General features: G+C 37.0%; 13 protein-coding genes and 1 tRNA gene. 7 read left to right on the plus strand and 7 right to left on the minus strand.

Features of this window, described 5'->3' with window-relative positions; translation table 11 throughout:
- Positions 1-74: 74 nt before the first annotated feature.
- Entirely contained in the window at positions 75-2354 is a 2280-nt protein-coding gene (gene katG / locus ACLI50_RS07575) for a catalase/peroxidase HPI (RefSeq protein ID WP_411413505.1), read from the plus strand.
- Between the two features lie 687 nt (positions 2355-3041).
- On the opposite strand, the gene ACLI50_RS07580 is transcribed toward katG, so the two are convergent.
- The 4 genes from ACLI50_RS07580 to ACLI50_RS07595 all read right to left on the minus strand — a co-directional run bounded on the left by ACLI50_RS07580 (position 3042) and on the right by ACLI50_RS07595 (position 12555).
- Positions 3042-6695: a DUF6443 domain-containing protein gene (locus ACLI50_RS07580; protein ID WP_489752990.1), complete on the minus strand. Its 3654-nt coding sequence runs from the start codon at positions 6693-6695 to the stop codon at positions 3042-3044.
- A 1-nt stretch (position 6696) separates the two neighbouring features.
- Entirely contained in the window at positions 6697-10266 is a 3570-nt protein-coding gene (locus ACLI50_RS07585) for a DUF5977 domain-containing protein (RefSeq protein ID WP_343641843.1), read from the minus strand.
- An 84-nt stretch (positions 10267-10350) separates the two neighbouring features.
- Positions 10351-11976 carry a T9SS type A sorting domain-containing protein gene (locus ACLI50_RS07590; RefSeq protein ID WP_343641841.1) on the minus strand — a complete coding sequence of 542 codons (1626 nt, stop codon included), beginning with the start codon at positions 11974-11976 and terminating at the stop codon, positions 10351-10353.
- A gap of 508 nt (positions 11977-12484) precedes the next feature.
- A tRNA-Gln gene (locus ACLI50_RS07595) sits at positions 12485-12555 on the minus strand.
- 362 nt (positions 12556-12917) lie between these two features.
- On the opposite strand from ACLI50_RS07595, the gene der reads away from it, so the two are divergent.
- Entirely contained in the window at positions 12918-14228 is a 1311-nt protein-coding gene (gene der, locus ACLI50_RS07600; RefSeq protein ID WP_110008006.1) for a ribosome biogenesis GTPase Der, read from the plus strand.
- Between the two features lie 162 nt (positions 14229-14390).
- Entirely contained in the window at positions 14391-15041 is a 651-nt protein-coding gene (upp, locus tag ACLI50_RS07605) for a uracil phosphoribosyltransferase (protein ID WP_062676151.1), read from the plus strand.
- On the opposite strand, the gene ACLI50_RS07610 is transcribed toward upp, so the two are convergent.
- From ACLI50_RS07610 to ACLI50_RS07620, 3 genes are all read right to left on the minus strand, one after another.
- The gene (locus ACLI50_RS07610) at positions 15042-15728 is read right to left on the minus strand and encodes an alpha/beta fold hydrolase (protein WP_137905768.1); all 687 of its coding nucleotides are present in this window, start codon (positions 15726-15728) and stop codon (positions 15042-15044) included.
- A gap of 186 nt (positions 15729-15914) precedes the next feature.
- Positions 15915-16568, minus strand: a complete 654-nt coding sequence (locus ACLI50_RS07615; protein WP_411413507.1) for a ComF family protein — start codon at positions 16566-16568, stop codon at positions 15915-15917.
- A 168-nt stretch (positions 16569-16736) separates the two neighbouring features.
- A complete protein-coding gene (locus ACLI50_RS07620) occupies positions 16737-18218 on the minus strand; it encodes a helix-turn-helix domain-containing protein (RefSeq protein WP_411413508.1) in 1482 nt (493 codons plus the stop codon).
- A 127-nt stretch (positions 18219-18345) separates the two neighbouring features.
- Between ACLI50_RS07620 and aceB the strand changes: the two genes are divergently transcribed.
- From aceB to ACLI50_RS07640, 4 genes are all read left to right on the plus strand, one after another.
- Positions 18346-19920, plus strand: coding sequence for a malate synthase A (gene aceB / locus ACLI50_RS07625; protein WP_411413509.1), 1575 nt, complete (start codon positions 18346-18348; stop codon positions 19918-19920).
- Positions 19921-20028: 108 nt separating this feature from the next.
- Complete coding sequence (aceA, locus tag ACLI50_RS07630) at positions 20029-21309, plus strand: isocitrate lyase (protein WP_411413510.1); 1281 nt, start codon at positions 20029-20031, stop codon at positions 21307-21309.
- Between the two features lie 167 nt (positions 21310-21476).
- A complete protein-coding gene (locus ACLI50_RS07635) occupies positions 21477-22049 on the plus strand; it encodes an OmpH/Skp family outer membrane protein (RefSeq protein WP_202841173.1) in 573 nt (190 codons plus the stop codon).
- 129 nt (positions 22050-22178) lie between these two features.
- On the plus strand, positions 22179-22568 hold the full coding sequence (locus ACLI50_RS07640) for an acyl-CoA thioesterase (protein WP_202841172.1): 390 nt from the start codon (positions 22179-22181) through the stop codon (positions 22566-22568).
- Positions 22569-22704 lie beyond the last annotated feature (136 nt).

The following is a 22704-nucleotide window of genomic DNA, read 5'->3' on the forward strand; positions in this document are numbered from 1 at the left end:
CGTTGTAGGTTTGTGATGTTCTTAGAACACAATTGGAAACTGTATTAATCAACATAAAAAATAAATAAACGACAATGGAAAAAGATTTGAATGACATCAGTAAATGCCCGTTTCACAACGGAACAATGAAGAAGAATGTAGCAGGAGGAGGAACTCAGAATTCTGACTGGTGGCCTGATCAGCTTAGAGTAGATCTTCTGCGCCAGCATTCTTCACTTTCAGATCCTATGGATAAGGATTTTGACTATGCCAAAGCATTTGAAAGCCTTGATCTGGAGGCTGTAAAAAAAGACCTTCATGCATTGATGACAGATTCTCAGGATTGGTGGCCGGCCGACTTTGGTCATTATGGCCCTCTGTTTATCCGTATGGCATGGCACAGCGCCGGAACGTATCGTGTAGGTGACGGAAGAGGTGGAGCAGGAGCTGGGCAACAGCGTTTCGCACCGTTGAACAGCTGGCCTGATAACGTAAGTCTTGATAAAGCACGAAGATTATTGTGGCCCATCAAACAAAAATATGGAAGAAACATCTCATGGGCAGACCTTCTGATCCTTACGGGGAATATCGCTCTTGAATCCATGGGCTTTAAAACATTTGGGTTTGCGGGAGGACGTGCAGATGTCTGGGAACCGGATTCCGATGTCTATTGGGGATCTGAGAAGACATGGCTTGGAGGTGATTTACGGTATGCTCACGGTTCGGAGGGAGTAGCAGAAGGACATTCGGCGGTTCTTCCTACTGATGATAATGCAGACGGAGATATTCATTCAAGAAACCTTGAAAATCCGTTGGCTGCTGTACAAATGGGGCTTATTTATGTAAACCCTGAAGGTCCGGACGGAAATCCTGACCCTATTGCTGCTGCTAAAGACATCCGTGATACTTTCGGACGTATGGCGATGAACGATGAAGAAACCGTTGCTTTGATTGCCGGAGGACATACTTTCGGTAAAACCCATGGAGCAGGTCCGGCAGATCATGTAGGAAAAGAACCTGAAGGAGCCGGAATTGAACAGCAGGGATTAGGATGGGCAAGCACGTATAAGTCTGGTAGCGGAAGAGACGCGATTTCCAGCGGACTGGAAGTAACCTGGACAGAAACTCCTACCCAATGGAGTAATTACTTCTTTAAAAATCTTTTTGAAAATGAGTGGGAATTAACAAAAAGCCCTGCAGGAGCTCACCAATGGGTAGCCAAAGACGGTGCTGAAATCATTCCTGATGCATTTGATGCTGACAAAAAGCATAAACCAACCATGCTTACCACAGACCTTTCGTTAAGAATGGATCCTGTATACGAAAAAATTTCAAGACACTTCTACGAAAATCCTGATGCGTTTGCCGATGCGTTTGCCAGAGCATGGTTTAAATTAACACACAGAGATATGGGACCACGCGCCCGTTATCTGGGACCGGATGTACCGCAGGAAGAACTGATCTGGCAGGATCCTATTCCGGAAGTCAACCACGAACTGGTTGATGAAAATGATGTGGAGGCATTGAAATCAAAAGTTTTAAATTCAGGACTAAGCAATACAGAACTGATATCTACAGCCTGGGCTTCCGCTTCTACTTTCAGAGGAAGTGATAAACGTGGTGGTGCCAACGGAGCAAGAATCAGACTGGAGCCTCAAAGGAACTGGGAAGTCAACAATCCTTCTCAATTGAATAAAGTATTAAATGTTCTGGAAGGAATTCAGAAAGAATTCAACGATTCTCAAAACGGAGGTAAAAAAATATCATTGGCAGACTTAATTGTACTAGCAGGAAATGCTGCTGTTGAAGTGGCTGCCAGAAATGCGGGTCAGGACGTAAAAGTTCCTTTTGCCCCGGGAAGAATGGATGCTTCTCAGGAACAGACGGATGTAGAATCTATGGGTTACCTTGAGCCTGCTGCTGATGGATTCCGAAATTATCTGAAAAGAAAATATACGGTGTCTACAGAATCTTTACTGATTGATAAAGCACAATTATTAACCCTTACCGCTCCGGAACTGACTGTACTGATAGGAGGAATGCGTGCTTTGGATACGAACTTTGACGGTTCAAAACATGGTGTATTCACCAGCCGTCCGGGCGTTCTTACCAATGATTTCTTTGTAAATCTTCTGGATATGGGAACTCAGTGGAAAGCAATGTCAGATGACAGAGAATTGTATATCGGAACTGATCGGAAAACCGGCCAGCCAAAATGGACCGCTACGCGTGCGGATCTTGTTTTCGGCTCCAATTCTGAATTGAGAGCCGTGGCTGAGGTATATGGAAGTGCTGATGCACAAGGTAAGTTTGTGAAAGATTTTGTGGCGGCGTGGACGAAGGTGATGAATCTGGATAGGTTTGATCTGGTCTGATCTGATTTTCCTTAAATCAAAATAATTAACAGGCTGCCTTGGAAAAGGCAGCCTGTCTCCTTTGAATATTTTTTCAATATCGGTACAATACTAATTTGCAGGTTATGATTACTGCTTAAAAGTAAGTACTACCTTGATGATTTCAAATTGTAAGGTGACATAACTATAAATAAAAAACCACCGCATTTTGCGGTGGTAATTATAATTTGTTTAAAGAATAAACAATTTTATAATTGTAAATACATACCTGTTTTCTGATAATTCCTGTTATTTAACATTGTATATATAATTGGATCCTTATAAAGGAGAGCCCAATAAGATACTTTTCATAACACCAACGGTTAGTATAGTTAAAAATAAGAGTAAAAAATAAGCAATAAAATTGACAAACCGTTTTCTGATATCATGATTTTTTAGTGTATTAGCACTATAATTATTTACAAAACTTCTTAATCCTAGAATAAATAGAACAGTAATTGATGTGAATATAATATAAAGAATTATTGATTGGTTGAGTTTAAAAAAGAATAAAATCAATAAAATATCTATTAATGCAACAATCCAGCTTATTCTAAATATTTTTAGGGACAATATATCCTTTCCCAAAATTAAAAAAATTGAATTTAAAAATATGATAATAAGAAGTAGTATTTGTAAGATTGTATTCATGATATTAAATATTAAAAATTAATATGAAAAAGGATTGGGAAATGTGAGCTTTATGTCTGCGCCCACTCCTAGTCCGTCTGCTACGGCTCCTGAAACGCCTACGGAAAAACTATCATTTTTAGGGTTGTAAAGATAGGATGCACCACCTTTTGCACCTGCTGCACCAACCGGGATAGAACCTGTTACATTCAGCCCCCATCGTCCATTTGGTGCTGTAGCAGTCCAGTTTCCTTCAAATTCGGCTAATGCACCAATGGCTCCAGCATCAACAGACCATCCATATTTGTTACTCTGAATATTCGCTCCTACAAAACCTGTTAATCCTTTTGCGGATAAAGAAGTAGATAGAGTGCTTGTTGTGAAACTCAATTTTGCTTCAGCAACTGTACCTTCTAAGTAAGCCTGAATATTTGAATTGCTGCCGATTAGAGTTGGCACAGAAAGTCCTCCTTTTACATTTATTAGTTTGATGTTAAGATTTGTATCTAAGCCTTCAAAATTAAAATTTTTCAATCCTGCGTTGTAATCAACTGCAGCAAAGTCAAATGATGAAGATGTAAATGAGGAGACATTTCCATTCAATTGGGAAAACCATTGTCCATAATACATATTGTTTGTATAAGTTTTACCTTCATTATAGATCTTAGTTTCAGACCAATCACTAGGTCCTGCAGGTCCTAAAGTTACTTTTGAACCATTGGCAGTCGGATATACATTATTTGTGTATCCGTCAGAGAAATCACTATATCCCATAGATTTATAGTTATCTTTCGTCACTTTGTCATGCCATTCCCATTGGGTACCTTTTAATCCCCAACCGTAAGGTGCTCTTCCGTCCGGATCAACAAATCTCAGAGGATTATTAAATGCATAGTTATAAGGAGAATATCTTCTCATCTTTTCTGCGAACGGATCTATTACTCCCCATCTTCCCAGATCCGGCATATAACTTCTTGCACCATAATCATACATTCCCGTTTCCTGAAGTTCTTTACCATTATATTTATAATTATTCTTAATTCCATAGTCGTACATATGAAAACCATCATTATATCCTTCATGTTTTAACCCAAAAGGATAATAGTTAGTTTCTTCCATCATCATGCGTCCTCCACCATCTGATCTGGCAATATTATATCTTACATTCCCAAGATGATCCTTAAGGTTATAAATATACATTTCTCTGTCAATACTATAAAAGCCTTCAGCAGTAGGAACAAATTTAAGCATATAACCACTGTCAAAACCATTCTGTGCTGTATTTATTTTGGCGTAGGTTCTTTCATACTGGAATCCATCTAGATATTCAGTTTCTGAGTATTCTGTACTGTAAGGATTTAGATTATCTACCCTTTTAGCATATTTTGAACCGTCAGATCTGTATTTATAGGTGTGAAGAGGACCTTCATTCATTCCTGGAGTGATACCATTTATTATTGCATTTACTGAAGTTGGCAGATTAAGATAATTATACTTAATCATTTTTATCTGCTTGTCCATATGATTAGACATATTACCATTAGCATCATAGCTGATGAGGTTGCCACCTAACGGATAACCAGAAGAGTTCATCTTCTGATCTGTAATTTTAGTCAGACGATTAGAATTTCCTCCAAGATCATAGTCATATATCAGCTCATCAATCTGCATAGGAGTTGTCTGCCCAGCCGGAGGATTTTTATAACGGCTTAAGGTCTTAATATTACCATTGATATCATAAGTCATTGTCTCATCATAATAATGATTCTGACTATTAGACGTTAGATTGGGAGTAAGATAAATTCCTTGTGTTAAACGATTCAGCTTATCATACTGATATGCATATCTGCGGTAAATTCCGTCGCCTAAACCTGTTTTCCAGTCAATTTCCGAGATATTTCCATTGTAACGGGCCTGTCCATAATTGCTGTCTTCTGGGTTTTGATATTTGATTTTCATGGCAAATACATTTTCAGGTGCCATATTAGAAGGATCATTGATAGAAGTCAGCCAACCATGAATATTATAGGTATAATTGATGGATTGAAGAGGGTTGCCATCATCATCCTTTCCTATTTTTTTATTGCTAACCTGTCCTATTTCATTGTAAGTATTTAAGAAAATTGGTTCTTCCGGTTTATTGTTTACCTGATGTTTGTGAGCCAAAAGTCTGTTTTGACTATCATACTCAAAGGTTTTTTTTATGTGAGTTTCCGTATCATTAGTGGTACGTTTATGATAGGTGTGGGTTTCTTTGATCAGCCCGCTGAAATCAAGTAGGGATTCATTGCGGGTATAACCTCCAAGATGATTTATAGAATATGTTCCGATTAATCTCCCATTGGTATCATATCTGTTGAAATTTTTAGTCCAATTATCATCATCAATATTTTTGATAAAAGTTGCCACAGGCAGGCTCTTCGTGCTGAGCGAAGAATTAGGATTATCCTGCAGAACATTTTGTCCGAGAATTTGTCCGGGTAGAACAGGGGCTCCTAATGGATATCCGTCATAATAGTTCACACTCAGTATGGTCATACTTCCTGTTGGGAAAGCACTTTTTGTATAAAAAATGTCAATCCCATTGAGGTTGAATGGAGTTATACTCCTAGCTTCGTTATTCCCTGGATTAGCAGACATATTGTTAACAGCTGTTTGCATTGCAGCTCTTGTTGCTGTATTGGCAAAAAAACCGGTATAAACAATTCTTCCAAACTGGTCATATTTGGTAAACATCCAGCCTTTTTTATTAAAATTGTTATTCAGACTTGCCTGCATTGGGTCTTGGGTAAGCACGACCCTGTTTTGTTTATCATAAACTATAAATTCCCATTCATCTTTTCCCGGCAGCCTTTTTTCTGTCATTCTGCTTTTATTATCATAACGATATTGATAACAAAGCGCATTGAGTGTTGTTGTGTCTGTATTTCCCGAAACTGAGGCCAAGGGTGGAATTACAAAAGCAAGTTGACCATATTCATTATATACATAATAGGTGTCTGCATTTTGTGTTGCACTAATAGCCTTCCTGTTTAAAATTGTTCTTCCTTCTCCATCTACAAAATCAATAACCTCAATATTATCTTCATCAAGCTTGATATTCTTATATAGTTGATTATTTCCATAATTTCCTGATATACTTAGTACAGAAGTTGTTGATCCGTTTACCCATGTTGTAGTAGTAGTATATTTTCTTACTTCACCATCGATATTTCTGTCATACCCGAATTGTACGGGTTTACCACTCCAGGCTGTGCCTACCTGTATTTGTTGTTGAATCTTATCCAGAGGAGAATTTTCGAGGATTTTCTCAGAATAGATTTTTTCAGTGCCATATATACTAGGATCAGTTGCATTTTCAAGGGGATTGGTATACATAGCCCCATTTTGTGTTACTTTCTGGGGCACAGGTAAATATTCTTTCACCTGTCTTCCAAACTGGTCATATTCTACATGAGTAACTATATCCCTGCCTTTAGAAGTAGATTTTACTCCAATGGTTTGTTTAATTCTACCAATTCCATCAAAATATCTGATGGTTTGCATTGGGGGTTTAACTAAAGTGTCAGAACCTTTTGAAATATAACTTTTGGTAGATATATAATTTTCAGTCTGTGTGGGCCCTGTATTTTGAGTATAATAAAAATTACTCAAAATGATAGTTATTAAAAATAATAGTTTATAATTTCTCATTTTAAAATACAAAATCAAATTTTAACGGATTAGCAGAATTGTTTCCAACAGATCCTGATAATAATTTTACATAGATATTACCTGCCGTATCAATTCTTATTGACCATGTTCTGTTCGCTGGTGTATCTCCGAAAGAGCCTCCCGGTGGCTCTACATAGTTATTAATAGTTCTTTGTACAGATGGTTTACAATTTCCTCCCATTTGCCCGATTTTAATTTCATCATTCCAGTAGCTGGCGTTAATAGGGTAATTTCTGAAAGTAACTTTTACCGCAATATTTCCATAATAGGTGTAGACATCTGTAGATAAGGCCACGAAGTTATTGGCCATTGTGAATGGGCAGCTTTCCTTAGGAAAACAAGTAGCATACATATTAGCTTCATTTTGCCCATTAGCATTGGCATCATCAAGAGCTTTTTGATCTGCATCAGCCTGACTTATGGTTGAAAAGAACTTATTCTCTGGTACTATATACATGTGTGGTCCTCCTTCAAAGTTGGCCCCACAATTTGTTCTGTAGAATGTTTTTAAAAACGAGGCATTATAATATCTCTTGGGAGAAAGATTATAATTATATACCTTCAAAGGGTTTCCGTCAGTATCAAGCACTTTTTTAGGACGATTTAGTGCATCATATTTGTAGAAGTCCTTTTTGCCATTAGGAGTGGTAGATGTCTTAATTCCAATGAGAGGATCATAAACATATGTTGAAACTTGGAAATCTTTAAATTCGGGTTTTAGTCTGAAATTATCAAGAACTAAAGCTAAATCAGATTCCGCAGATTCATTGGTATCTAAATCAGATTTTTTTACAACGTCTAATTGCAGGTATGAAGTACTGCTGGCAGGATCCAGATTGTAAGCCTGCATTACCTGTGAATAGGTAGCTCCAACAATTTCTGCTATTGGCAGGGATTGCTTGTATCCGTAAATTATAGTTGTAGGTATGCCGTTGGCGTTTTTGAATTGTATTAAGTTTCCTAAATTATCATATAATTGATAGTTTACTGTTTCCTCCACAGCAGCTGATGAAGGTGTATCTAAAGTAAAATTAGAATCCAGTAATGACTGCCGTTGTTTACTGATTTTTAAATTGTTGTTTGTAGTAATATCCTTGGAGTATACATTTTCAGTAAGTGAAACTTTATTATTGTTATTCATCTTACTTATAATGACAGGGGAGATAATACCATTATCTGCCATATATTTATAGATAGAAAATTTTCCCCCTACCTGATCATTATCTGTGGGACAATTTCCGGAAATACAGGAAGAATTGTTTCTTACCAAATCCTGCGGATAAAAAGTTCGGCTAATGATTTTCCCATTGTAAACCGGCTGGTTCCATGGTAAAGGCCATTCATATGGAAGATAGTCAATAGTCTCTATTGCATTGGGATGCCAATACAAATATGAGTTTGTGTATTTAATATATTTCTGCGTGTCTATCAGTTTATTGCCAACAAAATTTCCATTGATGGTTTGTGGAGCAATCTGTTCTGTAGTTTTTATTGAGATTGGCAGGTATGGAAGTACCGGTTGATACTGATAGTATCCTATATATTCCAACTGTGGAGGATTTGAAGAATTGAGTGCCCATAAACTGGCTTTAGCTTCCACATAATATTTATCGTCAGATATTTTACAGGTGGTACATGTGCTGGATGTTTCGTTGACAGGATTTACATTATTCAGGAAATTGGTATACTTAATGGTCTGTGTTGATACTGCAAACATATTGGCATCATGTTTAACCATCTTGTAAAGTTTTCCTCTTTCATTATTTTTATTAACTTTTAAAGGTAGTTTTGACTGGGCAATCTGAGCCGCATTAGGAAGTCCATTACTGCTGTATACTTTATTGGCCAGAGAATCCGGGTTGGAAACAAGATCAGTAAAATAAAATATATTTTTTTCCTTCCCTGTGATTTCTTCTGTAACCTGGCTATATCTGACATGGTCATCATAATATCCACGGCTTTTACTTACAAGTGTAGGAGATCCTTCACCAAACCAATTATAATTATCCACAAATGCACTTGTCTCATCCTTATAGGTTAATATACCTGAAGATTTGCCAGTATCATTTAAATAACTGTATTTTTTTGTGCTGATAGGCTGGTTCATATTGTCATATGTAGTGACTGTCTGTAATCTTTGTCCATCTATACGGGATTCTTTATCCACCAAAGAATTTGATTCAAAACCAAAGCTGGAGCGTGAGAAATAGTTTATTTTAGAAACATCGTTTTGCTCATATACAAATTCTTCCTTTCCTCTTGTAGGATAAACTACGCTTTTAAGCATTCCTCCAAACCCTGCATAATACTGAATTCCGGATGGATCTGTCTGGTATCCGTTTCCTCCGCTATAATAATTGAAACTATAAATTTCGTTGTTGTTATTGATTGATTCAAGAGATTTTCCCGTGTAGTTGAAATCAATTTTTTTTATGTTTTTCTTAAAACTTTTTAATCCTATATTTTTCAGAAAAGGTTTTGTAAATTGATTACCCACCTGAATGTAGTCAAATGTTAGAGAACCATAATCAGACACTCGGATTGAATCCAGAATAGCAAGTTTTTGATAAATGTTTACATTGGTAAAAGAGATTGTTGAAGATGTATCATTAGGGCCATTGTTGGTAGAAGAGCTGCTATGGTTGCTAAAATCGCTTCCGTTTCCACTTCCCAGAAATATATTATTATTTAATAGAATAGAATTGGAAGGAATTCCGGATGGATAATCTCCGTTTAAATATTCACCTCCATTTGTAAACGGATCCAAAATACTTTTATTACTGTTTTTATAAAAAGCCTCTATAATTCTTCCATTGGGTAGCTTAACTTTCTTTAAATATACTGCTGAAATATAATTAACCTGTCTATTGGTGTAAAAATCAGTTACATATGTGAAGTTCCCATCATCTCTCCAAGAGTTATAAGTATATTTTGATTTGGCATAATACACATCGGTTGAATTATAGTCGCCTCCGAAATAAAACTCATTACCCTTATCATCTTTCATTACAATTTCAGGAAAGCTATTGATTGGCTGAAGAATATTATGACACTTTTCACCATTATAAGAAGCTGTTAAATTTCCATTTTCAGAATATACAAGAAATTTTCCTACATTATCAAAAACCATGTAACCGGAATACCCCATAAAATCAAAGTAGAATGTATTTGGCTCATAGGTGTAGAAGGATGTATTTGTATTCGGATTGATAAGAAGCTGTTTTTTTGATACAGTCCCAGGCCCTGAAATAAGACAGTTATTTTGAGAAGCCGGGTAAAATCCGGAACTCATATTGGCTCCTAAAAATCTTGGCTCATGAAGATCACCAGGCTTTTTATAAGCTACAGTGATTTTACCGAACATATTGTAGTTCCAATTATATCCCACCATTCCAGACTCTGTTTTAGGAATTTCCTGAAGATAATCTACACTCCCTCTAAGAGAGAGATTATCCAGATCAATATTATATAAAGGAATAGAAAGATTAAGTTTTCCTACATTGTAATTATTGGAAACATTCACTTTTTTACCGAGGCTATAATCTTCCAAAGTTTTACCCTGCGCATGTATTATTTGACATAATATCATAAAGATACCTGTCAAATAAAATCTAAATTTATTCATTACTGGTTATTATTTTTTTATCAGTTTAGCGTTTGCTGTTTTATTCGTATCTGTTTTTATGGTGATCAGATAAGCTCCCTGTATTAAAACCTGGGTATTAATCTTAGTCACTCTGTTCTTGGTTTTTATACTCTGGATCTGTCTTCCACTCATATCATACAACAGAATATCTGCTTCCTTGAAATCAAAGCCGATTTCTACGTAAGCATAATCTGAAACAGGGTTTGGATAGATTTTAATATCATATTTTTCAATTAACTGGTCAACCTGCTTGTCTTCCAGCTTAACAATCTTCCAGTTCTCTTTACCCAGCTCTTCCGCACTGGTTCCGGCAACAACTATGGAACCGTCTCTATTTAATTTCAAGTCTGAAAGCCTTTCTTCCTTCTTTCTGGATTCTCCTTTTACGTATTTTCTCCATTGTTCATTTCCGTTCTGGTCAAGATAAAGCATCCAGAAAGTTTCATCATCCGTTTCTATTCTTCCTTCAGCCTGTGTATAACCTCCCAATAAAATTCCTTTGGAAGACTTATCATCTGCTGAATGAAGAACGCTCATTCCCATTAGAATATCACGATTTTTGAAATTGTAAGATTTTTGCCATTGTTCATCACCTCTTTCATTTATAGCAATCACCCAAAGATCTGTTCCATCTTGCAATCCAACGGTTTTGTTCCCTGATCTTTCTGATCTTGATTCTCCACCAATCATGAAGCCTGTTGAAGTTAAAGCCAATGTTCTGATATGATCGTCACCTTTACCTCCGAAATTTTTCTCCCATTCTACTTTTCCGTTTTTGTCTAATTTGACAATCCAGTAATCTCCCTCACCATAATTGCTGGTGGTTTTAGGCGTCTGGCTAATGGCAGTTGAAGTGGCAGGCTGCTGTTTGCCGACTGAACGATTACCTGCTTTAGGTTCAGAAACACGAACCTCGAAGCTTCTTGAATAAATTCCCAGTAATGCTCCACCATCTTTTGTTGGAATCATCTTTTCTACTTCGTCTAAACCTTTTCCACCTAGGAGTAATTGGGAAAGTTCTTTTCCGTTTTTATCCAGTTTGGTAATCCAGATGTCTTTGGAACCATAACCTTTTGAAGAACTTTGTACATTTCCGGCCACAAAGAATCCCAAATCTGTAGTTTGAATCACTGCCTTTGCTTCTTCGTCGGAAGAACTTCCCAAGGTTTTCTGCCATAGTTCATCTCCAAATTCATTGATTCTGATCAGCCAGATGTCAGATCCCCCTTTGGAATCATCTTTTTTATCCAACCCTTTTCCTGAATAAGAAGTTCCTGCCAGAAGAAATCCACCATCTTGCGTGGTAACTGTTGCTGATAAATAATCATGGCTCTGGCCTGAAAAATATTTTTCCCAGACCTCTTGTCCCTGTTGATTAAGCTTTACCAGGTGAAAATCGTAACCGCTGTTTTGCTTTTGGCTGCTAGCGGCTTGCAATTGGCTTTTGGCCTGAATGCTGCTTCCTGTGATAAGATACTGTTGATCGATTGTTGTGGTGATCTGGCTTAAAAAATCCTGGGTGGAGGATTTGATATCTTTCTGCCACACCACTTCCTGAGCAGATACGCTCGGAAAAGTGCACAAAATAAGTGCACTGAGATAGAGTTTTTTCACTCCCGTGTAATTTTTTGAGTTAGTATTAGTTTTTTTAAACCTGCACGAAATTAACGGTTTTTAGCAAGGTTTAGTGGCTTTTGTTAAGTGAATTAATATGATTTTTGTCACCTTTAGGTGTGCTGTTTTGTCATGCAATTACGTATTAAAAACAGGAATTGAATATGGATAAAGAATAAAATTATCATTAAAAATTGATAGAAGAATATTAATTTATAACACTATATCTGCCTGTATTTATAATGTGAACCTTTTTCCGCTGTTGATCCTGTAATGAAAAAGATCGTGAAATATGAATTTTTAAAAGTTATCGGAATTATTAATCGAACTCAAGTTACCGCACGAACCCTTTCGTGTGGTGAAGTAATAATAACCACTGCTATTTTTGCGGTGGTTTTTTTGTTTATAAACAGGTTCAAATAAAGCCGGCAACCCGAGAATAAGGTTTAACGCTTAATGGGATTGTAAAAGAAAAAACAAAAAACCACCCTTGAAAAAGGATGGTTTGTAGACCCACAGGGATTCGAACCCCAGATGACTGAACCAAAATCAGTAGTGTTACCGCTACACCATGGGTCTGTTTCTATGCCGCGAAATTATAGAAATTATTTTAAATATGAAAATCTAAAGTAAAGATTAATTAACATAATTAGTAAGAAGATAGCTTTATGTATTGATATCCAAAGAATTATTTTTCAATAAAATTTTAAAAAAATCTTCTTCTACCCATAAACAGTAGATTTGTGGATATATTGTTAGATTGAAAGAGTAGGGCTTACATTAATTTATCCGATGGATAATAACATCCTGCCTCCTTCTCCCAGCTTCAATCTGTTAAATAATAAAACCTTATCTTTGCAAAAAAAATTGGGCTCCAAAAGTTGGAGTAACCCATTAATAACATATCCTGAGCAAAGCAAAAGGATTATTAAACATTTTTTATGTCAAATATTGTCGCAATCGTTGGACGTCCCAACGTAGGAAAATCCACGCTTTTTAATCGTTTATTAGAAAGAAGAGAAGCTATTGTAGATTCTACAGCTGGTGTTACCAGAGACCGTCACTACGGAAAATCAGACTGGAATGGAGTAGACTTTACGGTAATTGATACCGGAGGTTATGATGTAGGTACAGATGATATCTTCGAAGAAGAAATCCGTAAGCAGGTACAATTAGCGGTGGATGAAGCTACTTCTATTATCTTTATGATGAACGTGGAAGAAGGGCTTACTGACACAGACCACGAAATTTACAGACTTCTCAGAAGATCCAACAAGCCTATTTATATTGTTATTAATAAAGTAGATTCTTCCAAGGAAGAACTTCCTGCAACAGAATTCTATCAGTTAGGAATTGATAAATATTACACACTTTCCTCTGCTACAGGTTCAGGAACAGGGGATTTGTTAGATGATATCGTTAAAGATTTCCCTACTACAGAATATAAAGATCCTTTTGAAGGATTGCCTAAAATTACGATTGCAGGCCGTCCAAACGTAGGAAAGTCTACCATGACTAATGCTTTATTGGATGTTGAAAGAAATATTGTAACCGATATCGCAGGAACTACGAGAGATAGTATCCAGACTTTATATAACAAATTCGGACACGAATTTGTGTTGGTAGATACTGCAGGGATGAGAAGAAAGTCTAAGGTAAACGAAGACCTTGAATTCTACTCTGTAATGAGATCGATCCGTTCTATCGAATATTCTGACGTCGTGATCATCATGGTGGATGCTACACAAGGATGGGAATCTCAGGATATGAATATCTTCGGACTGGCTCAGAAAAACAGAAAAGGAATCGTAATCCTAGTGAATAAGTGGGATTTGATCGAGGATAAGCAGACCAATACGATGCGTGATTTTGAAAAATCAATCAAAGATAAAATCGGTCAGTTCCAGGATATTCCAATCTTATTCGTTTCAGCGTTAACGAAACAAAGAATTTTAAAAGCTGTAGAAGTAGCTATGCAGGTTTATGAAGACCGTAAGAAGAAAATTAAAACTTCAAAACTGAATGAAGTAATGCTTCCGATCTTCGAAAATACACCACCGCCGGCATTGAAAGGAAAATATATCAAAATCAAATATTGTGTTCAGCTTCCTACGCCGTCACCACAGTTTGTATTCTTCTGTAACCTTCCACAGTATGTGAAAGAACCGTATAAGAGATTTACTGAAAATCAGCTGAGAAAAGAATTCGGATTTACCGGAGTTCCGATTGAAGTGTATTTCAGACAAAAATAATAGAACAAATGTTCATCGGAAAACTCCGGCAAGCGAAGCTTGCCGGAGTTTTTTATATCACCCAACCAGACTTTCTCTTTCAGACCGATCTTTCAATTCGTTTTTTAGTTGTAATTTTGCGGCAATTAATATCAATTAACTGAAATTAAAAATAAAATTTTCATGCTTACTATTTTATCGCAACACTTTTCTCTTGTCAACGAATGGATTAACGAACTTAGAAACGTTACGATCCAGCATGACCGAATGAGATTCAGAAGGAATATGGAAAGAATCGGGGAGATTGCCGCTTTTGAAATCAGTAAAGGACTGGAGTACAGAGAAGTTGAAATTCAAACTCCTTTAGATACAATAAAAAGCAGGGAAATAGCCGTGCAGCCGGTTATTACAACCATCTTAAGAGCAGGTGTTCCGTTATTCGAAGGAATCCTGAACTATTTAGACAGAGCAGACTGCGGTTTTGTGGCAGCTTACAGAAAACATGATGCCAACGATTATTTCTCAATCAAACAGGATTATCTTACGTGCCCAAGCATTGAAGGCAGACCCCTTATTGTAGCTGATCCTATGCTTGCAACTGGTGCTTCTCTTATTGAAGCCATCAAAGATTTGCTGACCAACGGAAATCCAACCCAGCTTCATATTGTTGCAGCCATTGCATCGAAACAGGGAGTTGAAACTGTTCAGAATGCATATCCTGAAGCTCATATCTGGGTAGGAGCAATTGATGAACACTTAACTTCAAAAGGGTATATCACACCAGGATTGGGAGATGCCGGAGATTTGAGCTACGGAGAAAAACTTCAGCGATAATTAAGAAAGATTCCAGAAATCTTTTATTAAGTTCAATAATAAATCAGGTCGTACTTTATCCATAGGATGCTTTGTATCCGGAAGTACGGCCAGTTTTGCATTTGGAAGGCTTCTGTAAACCCTTGAACTCTCTTCCAGCGTTACCATATTATCTTTATCACCCACCATGATTTGAACGGGAGTGGTAATCGTAGCAAAATTATTTTCCAGAGGAGGATTTTTACCTAAATCAATCATTAAATCAGCAATACCAGGAAGAAGCTGTTTCCACTTTGTTCCGTGCTGTGATTCTAAAAGCTGGGCATACTGCGGAATTTTTTCAAGAATAACATCCGGATTAAGCATCTTACTTTCTTTTAAAGCCTGTTCTTCAGTCCAGTCGAACTTTGTGCCCAGTGTTATAACAGAATTTACATTGTCAGGATTTTCCATTGCGTAGCAAAGTGCGACATAACCACCCATGCTGTGCCCGAAAATAGATACGTCTGTCAGATGGTTCACTTTACAATACTCGGATAATTCCTCGACATACTTTTTAATATTGAGGCCGTCTTCAGGAAGTTTCAGGTCTCCATGTCCTGAAAAAAGAGGAGTATGAACTGTAAAATAGGATGACAGGACATTCAGGTAAGGTTTGAAAATGTCGCTGTGACCTAAAGCTCCGTGCAGTAAAATCAGATTGGGCATAGTTGTATAGTTTTCTGAAAATTAGGAAAAAGAATTGAATCGTGAAAATGGATGAAGCGGAAGTGTAAGAGTGTCTGAGAGTTTTCGGATTTAAAAATATTTTGATTATTTCTCCGTACAGAAAATCCCGAATCCCGAATCCCGAATCCCGAAACCCGCACCCCGAAACTCGCATCCGTTCCCATATCAAACATCCTCAGCCATCACTAAAACACTTACTTTATTATCTCCTGCATTTAAAATCTCCCACGCCACTGATGAAACCGTATTTCCTGTCGTGAAAACATCATCAATCAAAAGAATATGTTTTCCGGTAACAGGCTTGATTGTGGAGAATGTATTGACAGTTTCCAGTCTGTGTTTCTTGTCTTTTAAGGCCTGTGCTTTAGAATAATGATTTCGTTTAATTAAATTATGATCAAAAGGAATGTTATAAAACGAAGATAAAGTTTCAGTAAATAAATGCAGCTGGTTATATCCCCTTTTCTTCAGTTTCTTTGGATGAAGTGGTACACTTACTAAAAGGTCAGGGAAATTATCTTTGAAATCAAGTCGTTCTGCTGTCCAATCAGCTAGGATTTTTCCTGCTTTTTCCCTGCTTCTATATTTCAGATCGTGAATAATCTGACGGCTTAAACCTTCCTTTTCAAACTGTATTAAAGCGAATGCGTTTTCAACCGGAAAAAATAAACTGCATTTTTCCTTAATCGGATTATTTTCAAAATAATTGTAATGGGTAAAGTGAATCTGACTGAAACAAAGATCACAAACCAAAAGTTCAGGATCAATGATTCTGCTGCAGTGGATGCAGCGGTTAGGAAACAATATATCTAATATCATAGTGTGTTTTTACTAAGATATGAAAATAATTGTCAATTTTTGCTTCGCAATGTCAATAGTGAATTATTATTGTTCGCGAATTCGATTATTCACAAACCCGAATCCCGCATCCCGAACCTCACATAAAAATTCACAAGCGAAGCGTATTGACAATTCACCATTCACTTTTTAAATATCATCAAACGTCTTCCTGATCTTCTCAACAGCATTCTTCATACTCATATTAAAATGTTCCTTTTCCAGTCTTACCGGTGGTGCTTGTCTTACTTCACAGTCAGGAATACTGCAGGATTCACACGTAACGCCTACATTAATGGTTTTTAAGGAAGGAGACTTGATAAAACCTATTTTTTTAATTGTTTGGGAATTCAGTAAAATCCCCAAACAATAACTTCTGTTGCTTCCATCTGAGAAAGGATTTTTTTGTGAAGTAGAAATTACCAGATAACTTATTCCCTGATCTTTATAATGAGAAACCTGAGCATCCGTCAGGGTTTCATTTTCTTTTAAATCACCAAGATTTTTTACCGCAATCCATCTTCTGCAGTAATGCTCGTTCATTGCATTGGCATGAGGAGCCTGCTGATGATTAAGGTGAAGCTCCTTTAAAATCTGTATTTTATCCGAATTTTTCTTTTTTACCAGACATAAATAAAAAAGATCTTTGATTCCCATTTCTGCCGAGAGGATGTTGGTCAGCCGGTAATAAAATGTTTCAGGCGAGTGGGTAAAACTGCTGATAAGGCTCTCAAAACTTTTAGGTTCCCATGTATTTTGCTGGAAAAATTCTGCGGTCTTTTCAATGACAGGTTCTTTTGAAATGAGCAATGCTCCTGCGAAATAAGACGCGTAAAAGTTATTCAGAATTTCTTCAAAACTTCCGAAATCAAGCCACGAATAGGTATTGGGACGGTTTTTTAATTCCAGTACATTGAAGCCGATTTCTTTAGCCAGAATGAATGTTTTCTGATCCTTTTCCAGTTTTTGATTTAGCAGCAATAGTTTTTTTTCAGGAATGAAAAGAGAACGAAGATTATCCAGAGTCCCATATTTTTCAAAATCTTCAGACTGAATGGTGTAACTGAATTTTTCTGCAAGAATTGCCTCCAGTATGTCAGACTTTAGATCTTTTCCGGGTTGTAACTGATTTTCCCGGGTAAACAGATCAACCTTTTCTTCAATTTCAGGAAAATAGTTATCATATAATTCCTGAAATGACCTTAAGACGGCAAAATAAAATCTTTCCTTACCAAGATTATAATTCTGAGAAATTTCGATCAGGGCATTAATAAAAGCCGTTACTTTTTTCGGTGCATCGCTGATAATGCTGATGAGGTTGTTTTTATTAATTCCGAATAACTCCAGCGGAACTTCTTTAAAGAAATCAGACTGAAGAATTTCGTTGAATGGGGCCAGACTTTTATCTAGCTTGGTAGAAACAAGATCATCGAAAGTGCAGCTGAGTGCTTCAGAAAGCTGAATAATTTTATCGTGTTTGGGATACTTTTTCCCATTCTCAATTTCGTTGAGGTAAGATTTTGATAATCCTGTCTTTACAGCAAGGTCCTGCAGAGACCAGTTTTTCTTTTGTCTCTGCTGTTTCAGTTTTAGCCCGAAAACTGTTTTGATAAAGTCGCTTTCTGAATTCATTACTTCAAATATAAATAATTAGATGCGATTATTCGCATAATAATTTTTAAATAAATTTAGCGAACGTTCGCTATTTGTGAAAATTTTTATTTATGTTTGTAATATCAAATCACAAAATCAATAGGTTATGGAAACAAAGACTCAATTAGAAATAAAGGCACAGAAGCGGTTTGAGGAAGTATTTACTCCCGATTTGGCAGATTTTCTGATTTCGCTTCATCAGAACTTTAATCATAAAAGACTTGAACTTTTAGAAGAAAGAAAAATTACTCAGCAAAATTTTGATAAAGGAAATCTTCCTGAGTTCTTGAAAGAAACAGCAGACATCCGGAATGGAAATTGGGTATGTGCTCCGCTTCCTGACGATATGCTGGATAGAAGAGTAGAAATTACCGGTCCTGTTGACCGCAAGATGATTATCAATGCCTTGAATTCCGGTGCTTCTACATTTATGGCCGACTTTGAAGACAGCAGCTCGCCGGTGTGGGAAAACTGTATTCAGGGACAGATTAATCTTTCTGATGCCATTAACCGGACTATTGATTTTGTGAACGAAAAAGGAAAGGCATACACACTTAATGAAAAAACGGCTGTTTTACAGGTTCGTCCACGCGGCCTGCACCTTCCTGAAAAACATATTGAAATCAATGGAGAAAAAGCTTCCGGATCACTGACTGATTTTGGAATATATTTCTTCAGAAATGCAAAACAGCTTTTGGAAAATGGCAGCGGTCCTTACTTCTATCTTCCAAAACTGGAACATTATAAAGAAGCACGCTGGTGGAATGAAGTTTTTGTTTTTGCGCAAAACTATCTCGGAATTCCGGAGGGAACCATTAAAGCGACTGTTTTAATAGAAACGATTACCGCTTCGTTTCAGATTGATGAAATTTTATTTGAATTAAAAGAACACAGCGCAGGATTGAATTGCGGAAGATGGGATTATATTTTCTCATACATTAAAAAATTCAGAAACCTTACCGAATTTATTGTTCCGGACAGAGATCAGGTAACCATGACGTCTCCTTTTATGAGTGCTTATTCAAAGAGGGTGATTGAAATCTGCCATAAAAGAAATGTACATGCTATAGGCGGAATGGCCGCTCAAATTCCGGTAAAAGATGATGACGAAGCCAATACTATTGCTTTTGAAAAAGTAAGAAATGATAAAGAAAGGGAAGTGAAAAATGGCCACGATGGAACGTGGGTTGCACATCCGGCATTGGTATCTGTAGCAAAACAAGTTTTTGACCAGTTTATGCCTTCCCAAAATCAGATCGATAAAAAATTTGAATACCATATAACAGAAAGCCAGCTGCTGGAAATTCCCAAAGGAGAAATCACAGAAAAAGGAGTCCGTAAAAATATCAATGTAGGAATTCTTTATCTTGAAAGCTGGCTGATGGGAACCGGTGCTGCCGCTATTTATAATCTGATGGAAGATGCCGCTACTGCTGAGATTTCAAGAACACAAATCTGGCAATGGCTGAAAAATGAAGCGGTTCTGAGTGATGACAGAACATTAACCCGAAGCATGGTACTGCAGTGGGAAAAAGAAGAAATGGATCATATTGAAAAATATGTAGGTGAAACCCGATTCAAAAGCGGAAAATTCAACCTCGCCAAAGAACTTTTCAATGAATTGATTTTCTGCGAAAATTTTGAAGAATTTCTAACCCTTAAAGCATACCCTTTTATCTAATTGGAGAGTGAGAGAGTAGAAGTGTCCGAAAGTTTGAGAATTATATCTCGTACCTCCGAACCTCGTAACCCGAACCCCAAAAATCTAATCAAACAAAATCCAAATATTATGAAAACAAGACAAGAACAAATCCAGGCTATTGAGCAAGATTGGCTGACAAATCCACGTTGGCACGGTGTAAAAAGACCTTATACGGCAGAAGAAGTTCTTAAACTTCGCGGTTCTTATACCATTGAATACACTATTGCGACAGAAATGTCCAAAAAATTCTGGGATAAATTAAATACCCAGGATTATGTGGCGGGACTGGGTGCATTGACAGGTAATCAGGCGGTGCAGGAAGTGGATGCCGGCCTGGAAGCAATTTATCTTTCAGGATGGCAGGTGGCTGCAGATGCTAACCTGTCAGGGGAGATGTATCCGGATCAGTCATTGTATCCGGCCAATTCAGTGCCTTCTGTGGTAAAGAAAATTAATAATGCCTTACTAAGAGCGGATCAGGTGCAGTCTGTAAGCGGAACAGGAAATAAAGAATATCTGGTGCCTATTATTGCCGATGCAGAAGCAGGTTTTGGAGGTAATCTGAATGCTTTTGAACTGATGAAACAAATGATTGAAGCCGGAGCGGCTACCGTACATTTTGAAGATCAGCTTTCTTCCGCTAAAAAATGTGGCCACTTGGGCGGGAAAGTATTGGTGCCTACTCAGGAAGCGGTCAATAAGTTGATAGCAGCGCGTCTGGCTGCCGATGTATTGGGCGTTCCAAGTCTTATCATTGCAAGAACGGATGCGGATGCAGCAGATTTACTGACTTCTGATATTGATGACAGAGATAAGAAATTCGTAACCGGAGAAAGAACTTCTGAAGGTTTTTACGTGGTAAGAAACGGAGTTGAGCAGGGAATCGATAGAGGACTGTCTTATGCGCCATATGCTGATCTGATCTGGATGGAAACCTCCAATCCTGACCTGGAGCAGGCCAGAAGATTTGCAGATGGAATTCATGCAAAATTCCCTGGAAAAATGCTTGCTTATAACTGTTCACCTTCATTCAACTGGGCTGCAAAACTGAGTGTGGAAGAAATGTCTACTTTCAGAGAAGAGCTGGCTAAAATGGGGTACAAATTCCAGTTTATTACCCTTGCAGGATTCCATGCTTTGAATACAGCCATGTTTGAGCTGGCACTGGCTTATAAAGAAAGAGGAATGGCAGGATATTCTGAACTTCAGGAGCGTGAATTTGCACTACAGCAGAAAGGATTCAGAGCGGTGAAGCATCAATCTTTTGTAGGAACAGGATATTTTGATGAAGTGCAGAATATTGTTACCAACGGTTCCTCAGCTACTGTAGCAATGAAAGATTCTACAGAAACAGCACAGTTCCATTAGTCATTTTTCCATATTTTTTGATGTTAAACCTTCTCTTTGAGGAGGTTTTTCTTTGTCTGAAGTTGTTTAAACCTGTTTTTTACACCATGTAATTTCAAATTAATAATTACATGATAAGTAATTGAAATTTGAGTTATATTTGGGAGCGAAAAAAAATATTATTACAAATGAATTTAATTAAGACAATTTTTATTGCGTTAGGATTAACACTTACTGCAAATATTGTACATGCTCAACAGAAGATTGGAAGTGTAAATACAGAGGACATTTTTGCAAGTTTATCTGAAGTAAAAACTATAGGAACTACTATTGATAACCTGACTAAGACCAGGCAGACTGAAATTGAGAAGCTTATCGGTGATTATCAGACTAAATTGAAAGCGGCACAGGATAAAGAAAAAACGTTAAGCGAAGCCAATAAAGAAGCTGTGACTAAAGAACTGATTGCAGCACAAACAGAATTACAGGCTTTAGGTAAGAAGATAGAGGAAACCAGAACACAGGCTGCTAAAGATATTTCTGCCAAACAAAACGAATTGTTTAGTCCTTTACAGAAGAAAGTGAAAGATGCTATTTATGCTGTAGCAAAAGAAAGAAACCTGAATTTTGTATTTGATGTAGCATCACAGGAATCTAATAACCTTCTTTACACAGACGGAAGCGAAGATATCACTGCTACTGTGAAAACCAAATTAGGGGCTACGGCAACAACTGCCAAGCCAGCCGGGAAATCTAAATAAGAATTTTCAATATACTGAATATTGTAACGGAATCAGAACGATGATTCCGTTTTTTTATGGACAAAAGTGAGTGGCTGGATGAAGAAAGTTTTATTTTAAAATGATAAATTTGAGTAAACTTTCAGGAGAATGAATTTGATGTACGAAAAACAGATCAAAGTAACAGAAGAGCATATTGATCAGAACAACCATGTGAATAATGTACAATATGTACACTGGGTGGAAGAAGTGGCAGCAGAGCACTGGGATCTTCTGAAACAGCAAACAGAATATGTAAACGACGCCTGGATGCTTCTGGATCATCATATCCGATATAAAAAACAGGTTTATCTGGATGATATCATTACGGTAAGAACTTATCCTCTGACTCCCGAAGGAGCCAAACAGCCAAGAAAAGTTGAGTTCTATTGCAATGAAGAACTTGTGGTAGACTCAAGTACGCTTTGGATTCTGTTTGATCCTGAAACCAAAAAAATAAAACGTCTGGAAAACGACTGGCTGGAGAAGTTTTTTAATTAGAACAAGGTGTAGAGTAAAACAATTTTAACTTGTTAAAATGGAATTTGAGTATAAAAAGAATAAAATTGTAGGCAATTTGATATTGGGGTATTTTTATCTGTGTTTTACTGTTTTTATTTCTGGTGCCATTGTACGT

The sequence above is a fragment of the Chryseobacterium cupriresistens genome (assembly GCF_046614675.1).
GTDB lineage: Bacteria > Bacteroidota > Bacteroidia > Flavobacteriales > Weeksellaceae > Chryseobacterium > Chryseobacterium cupriresistens.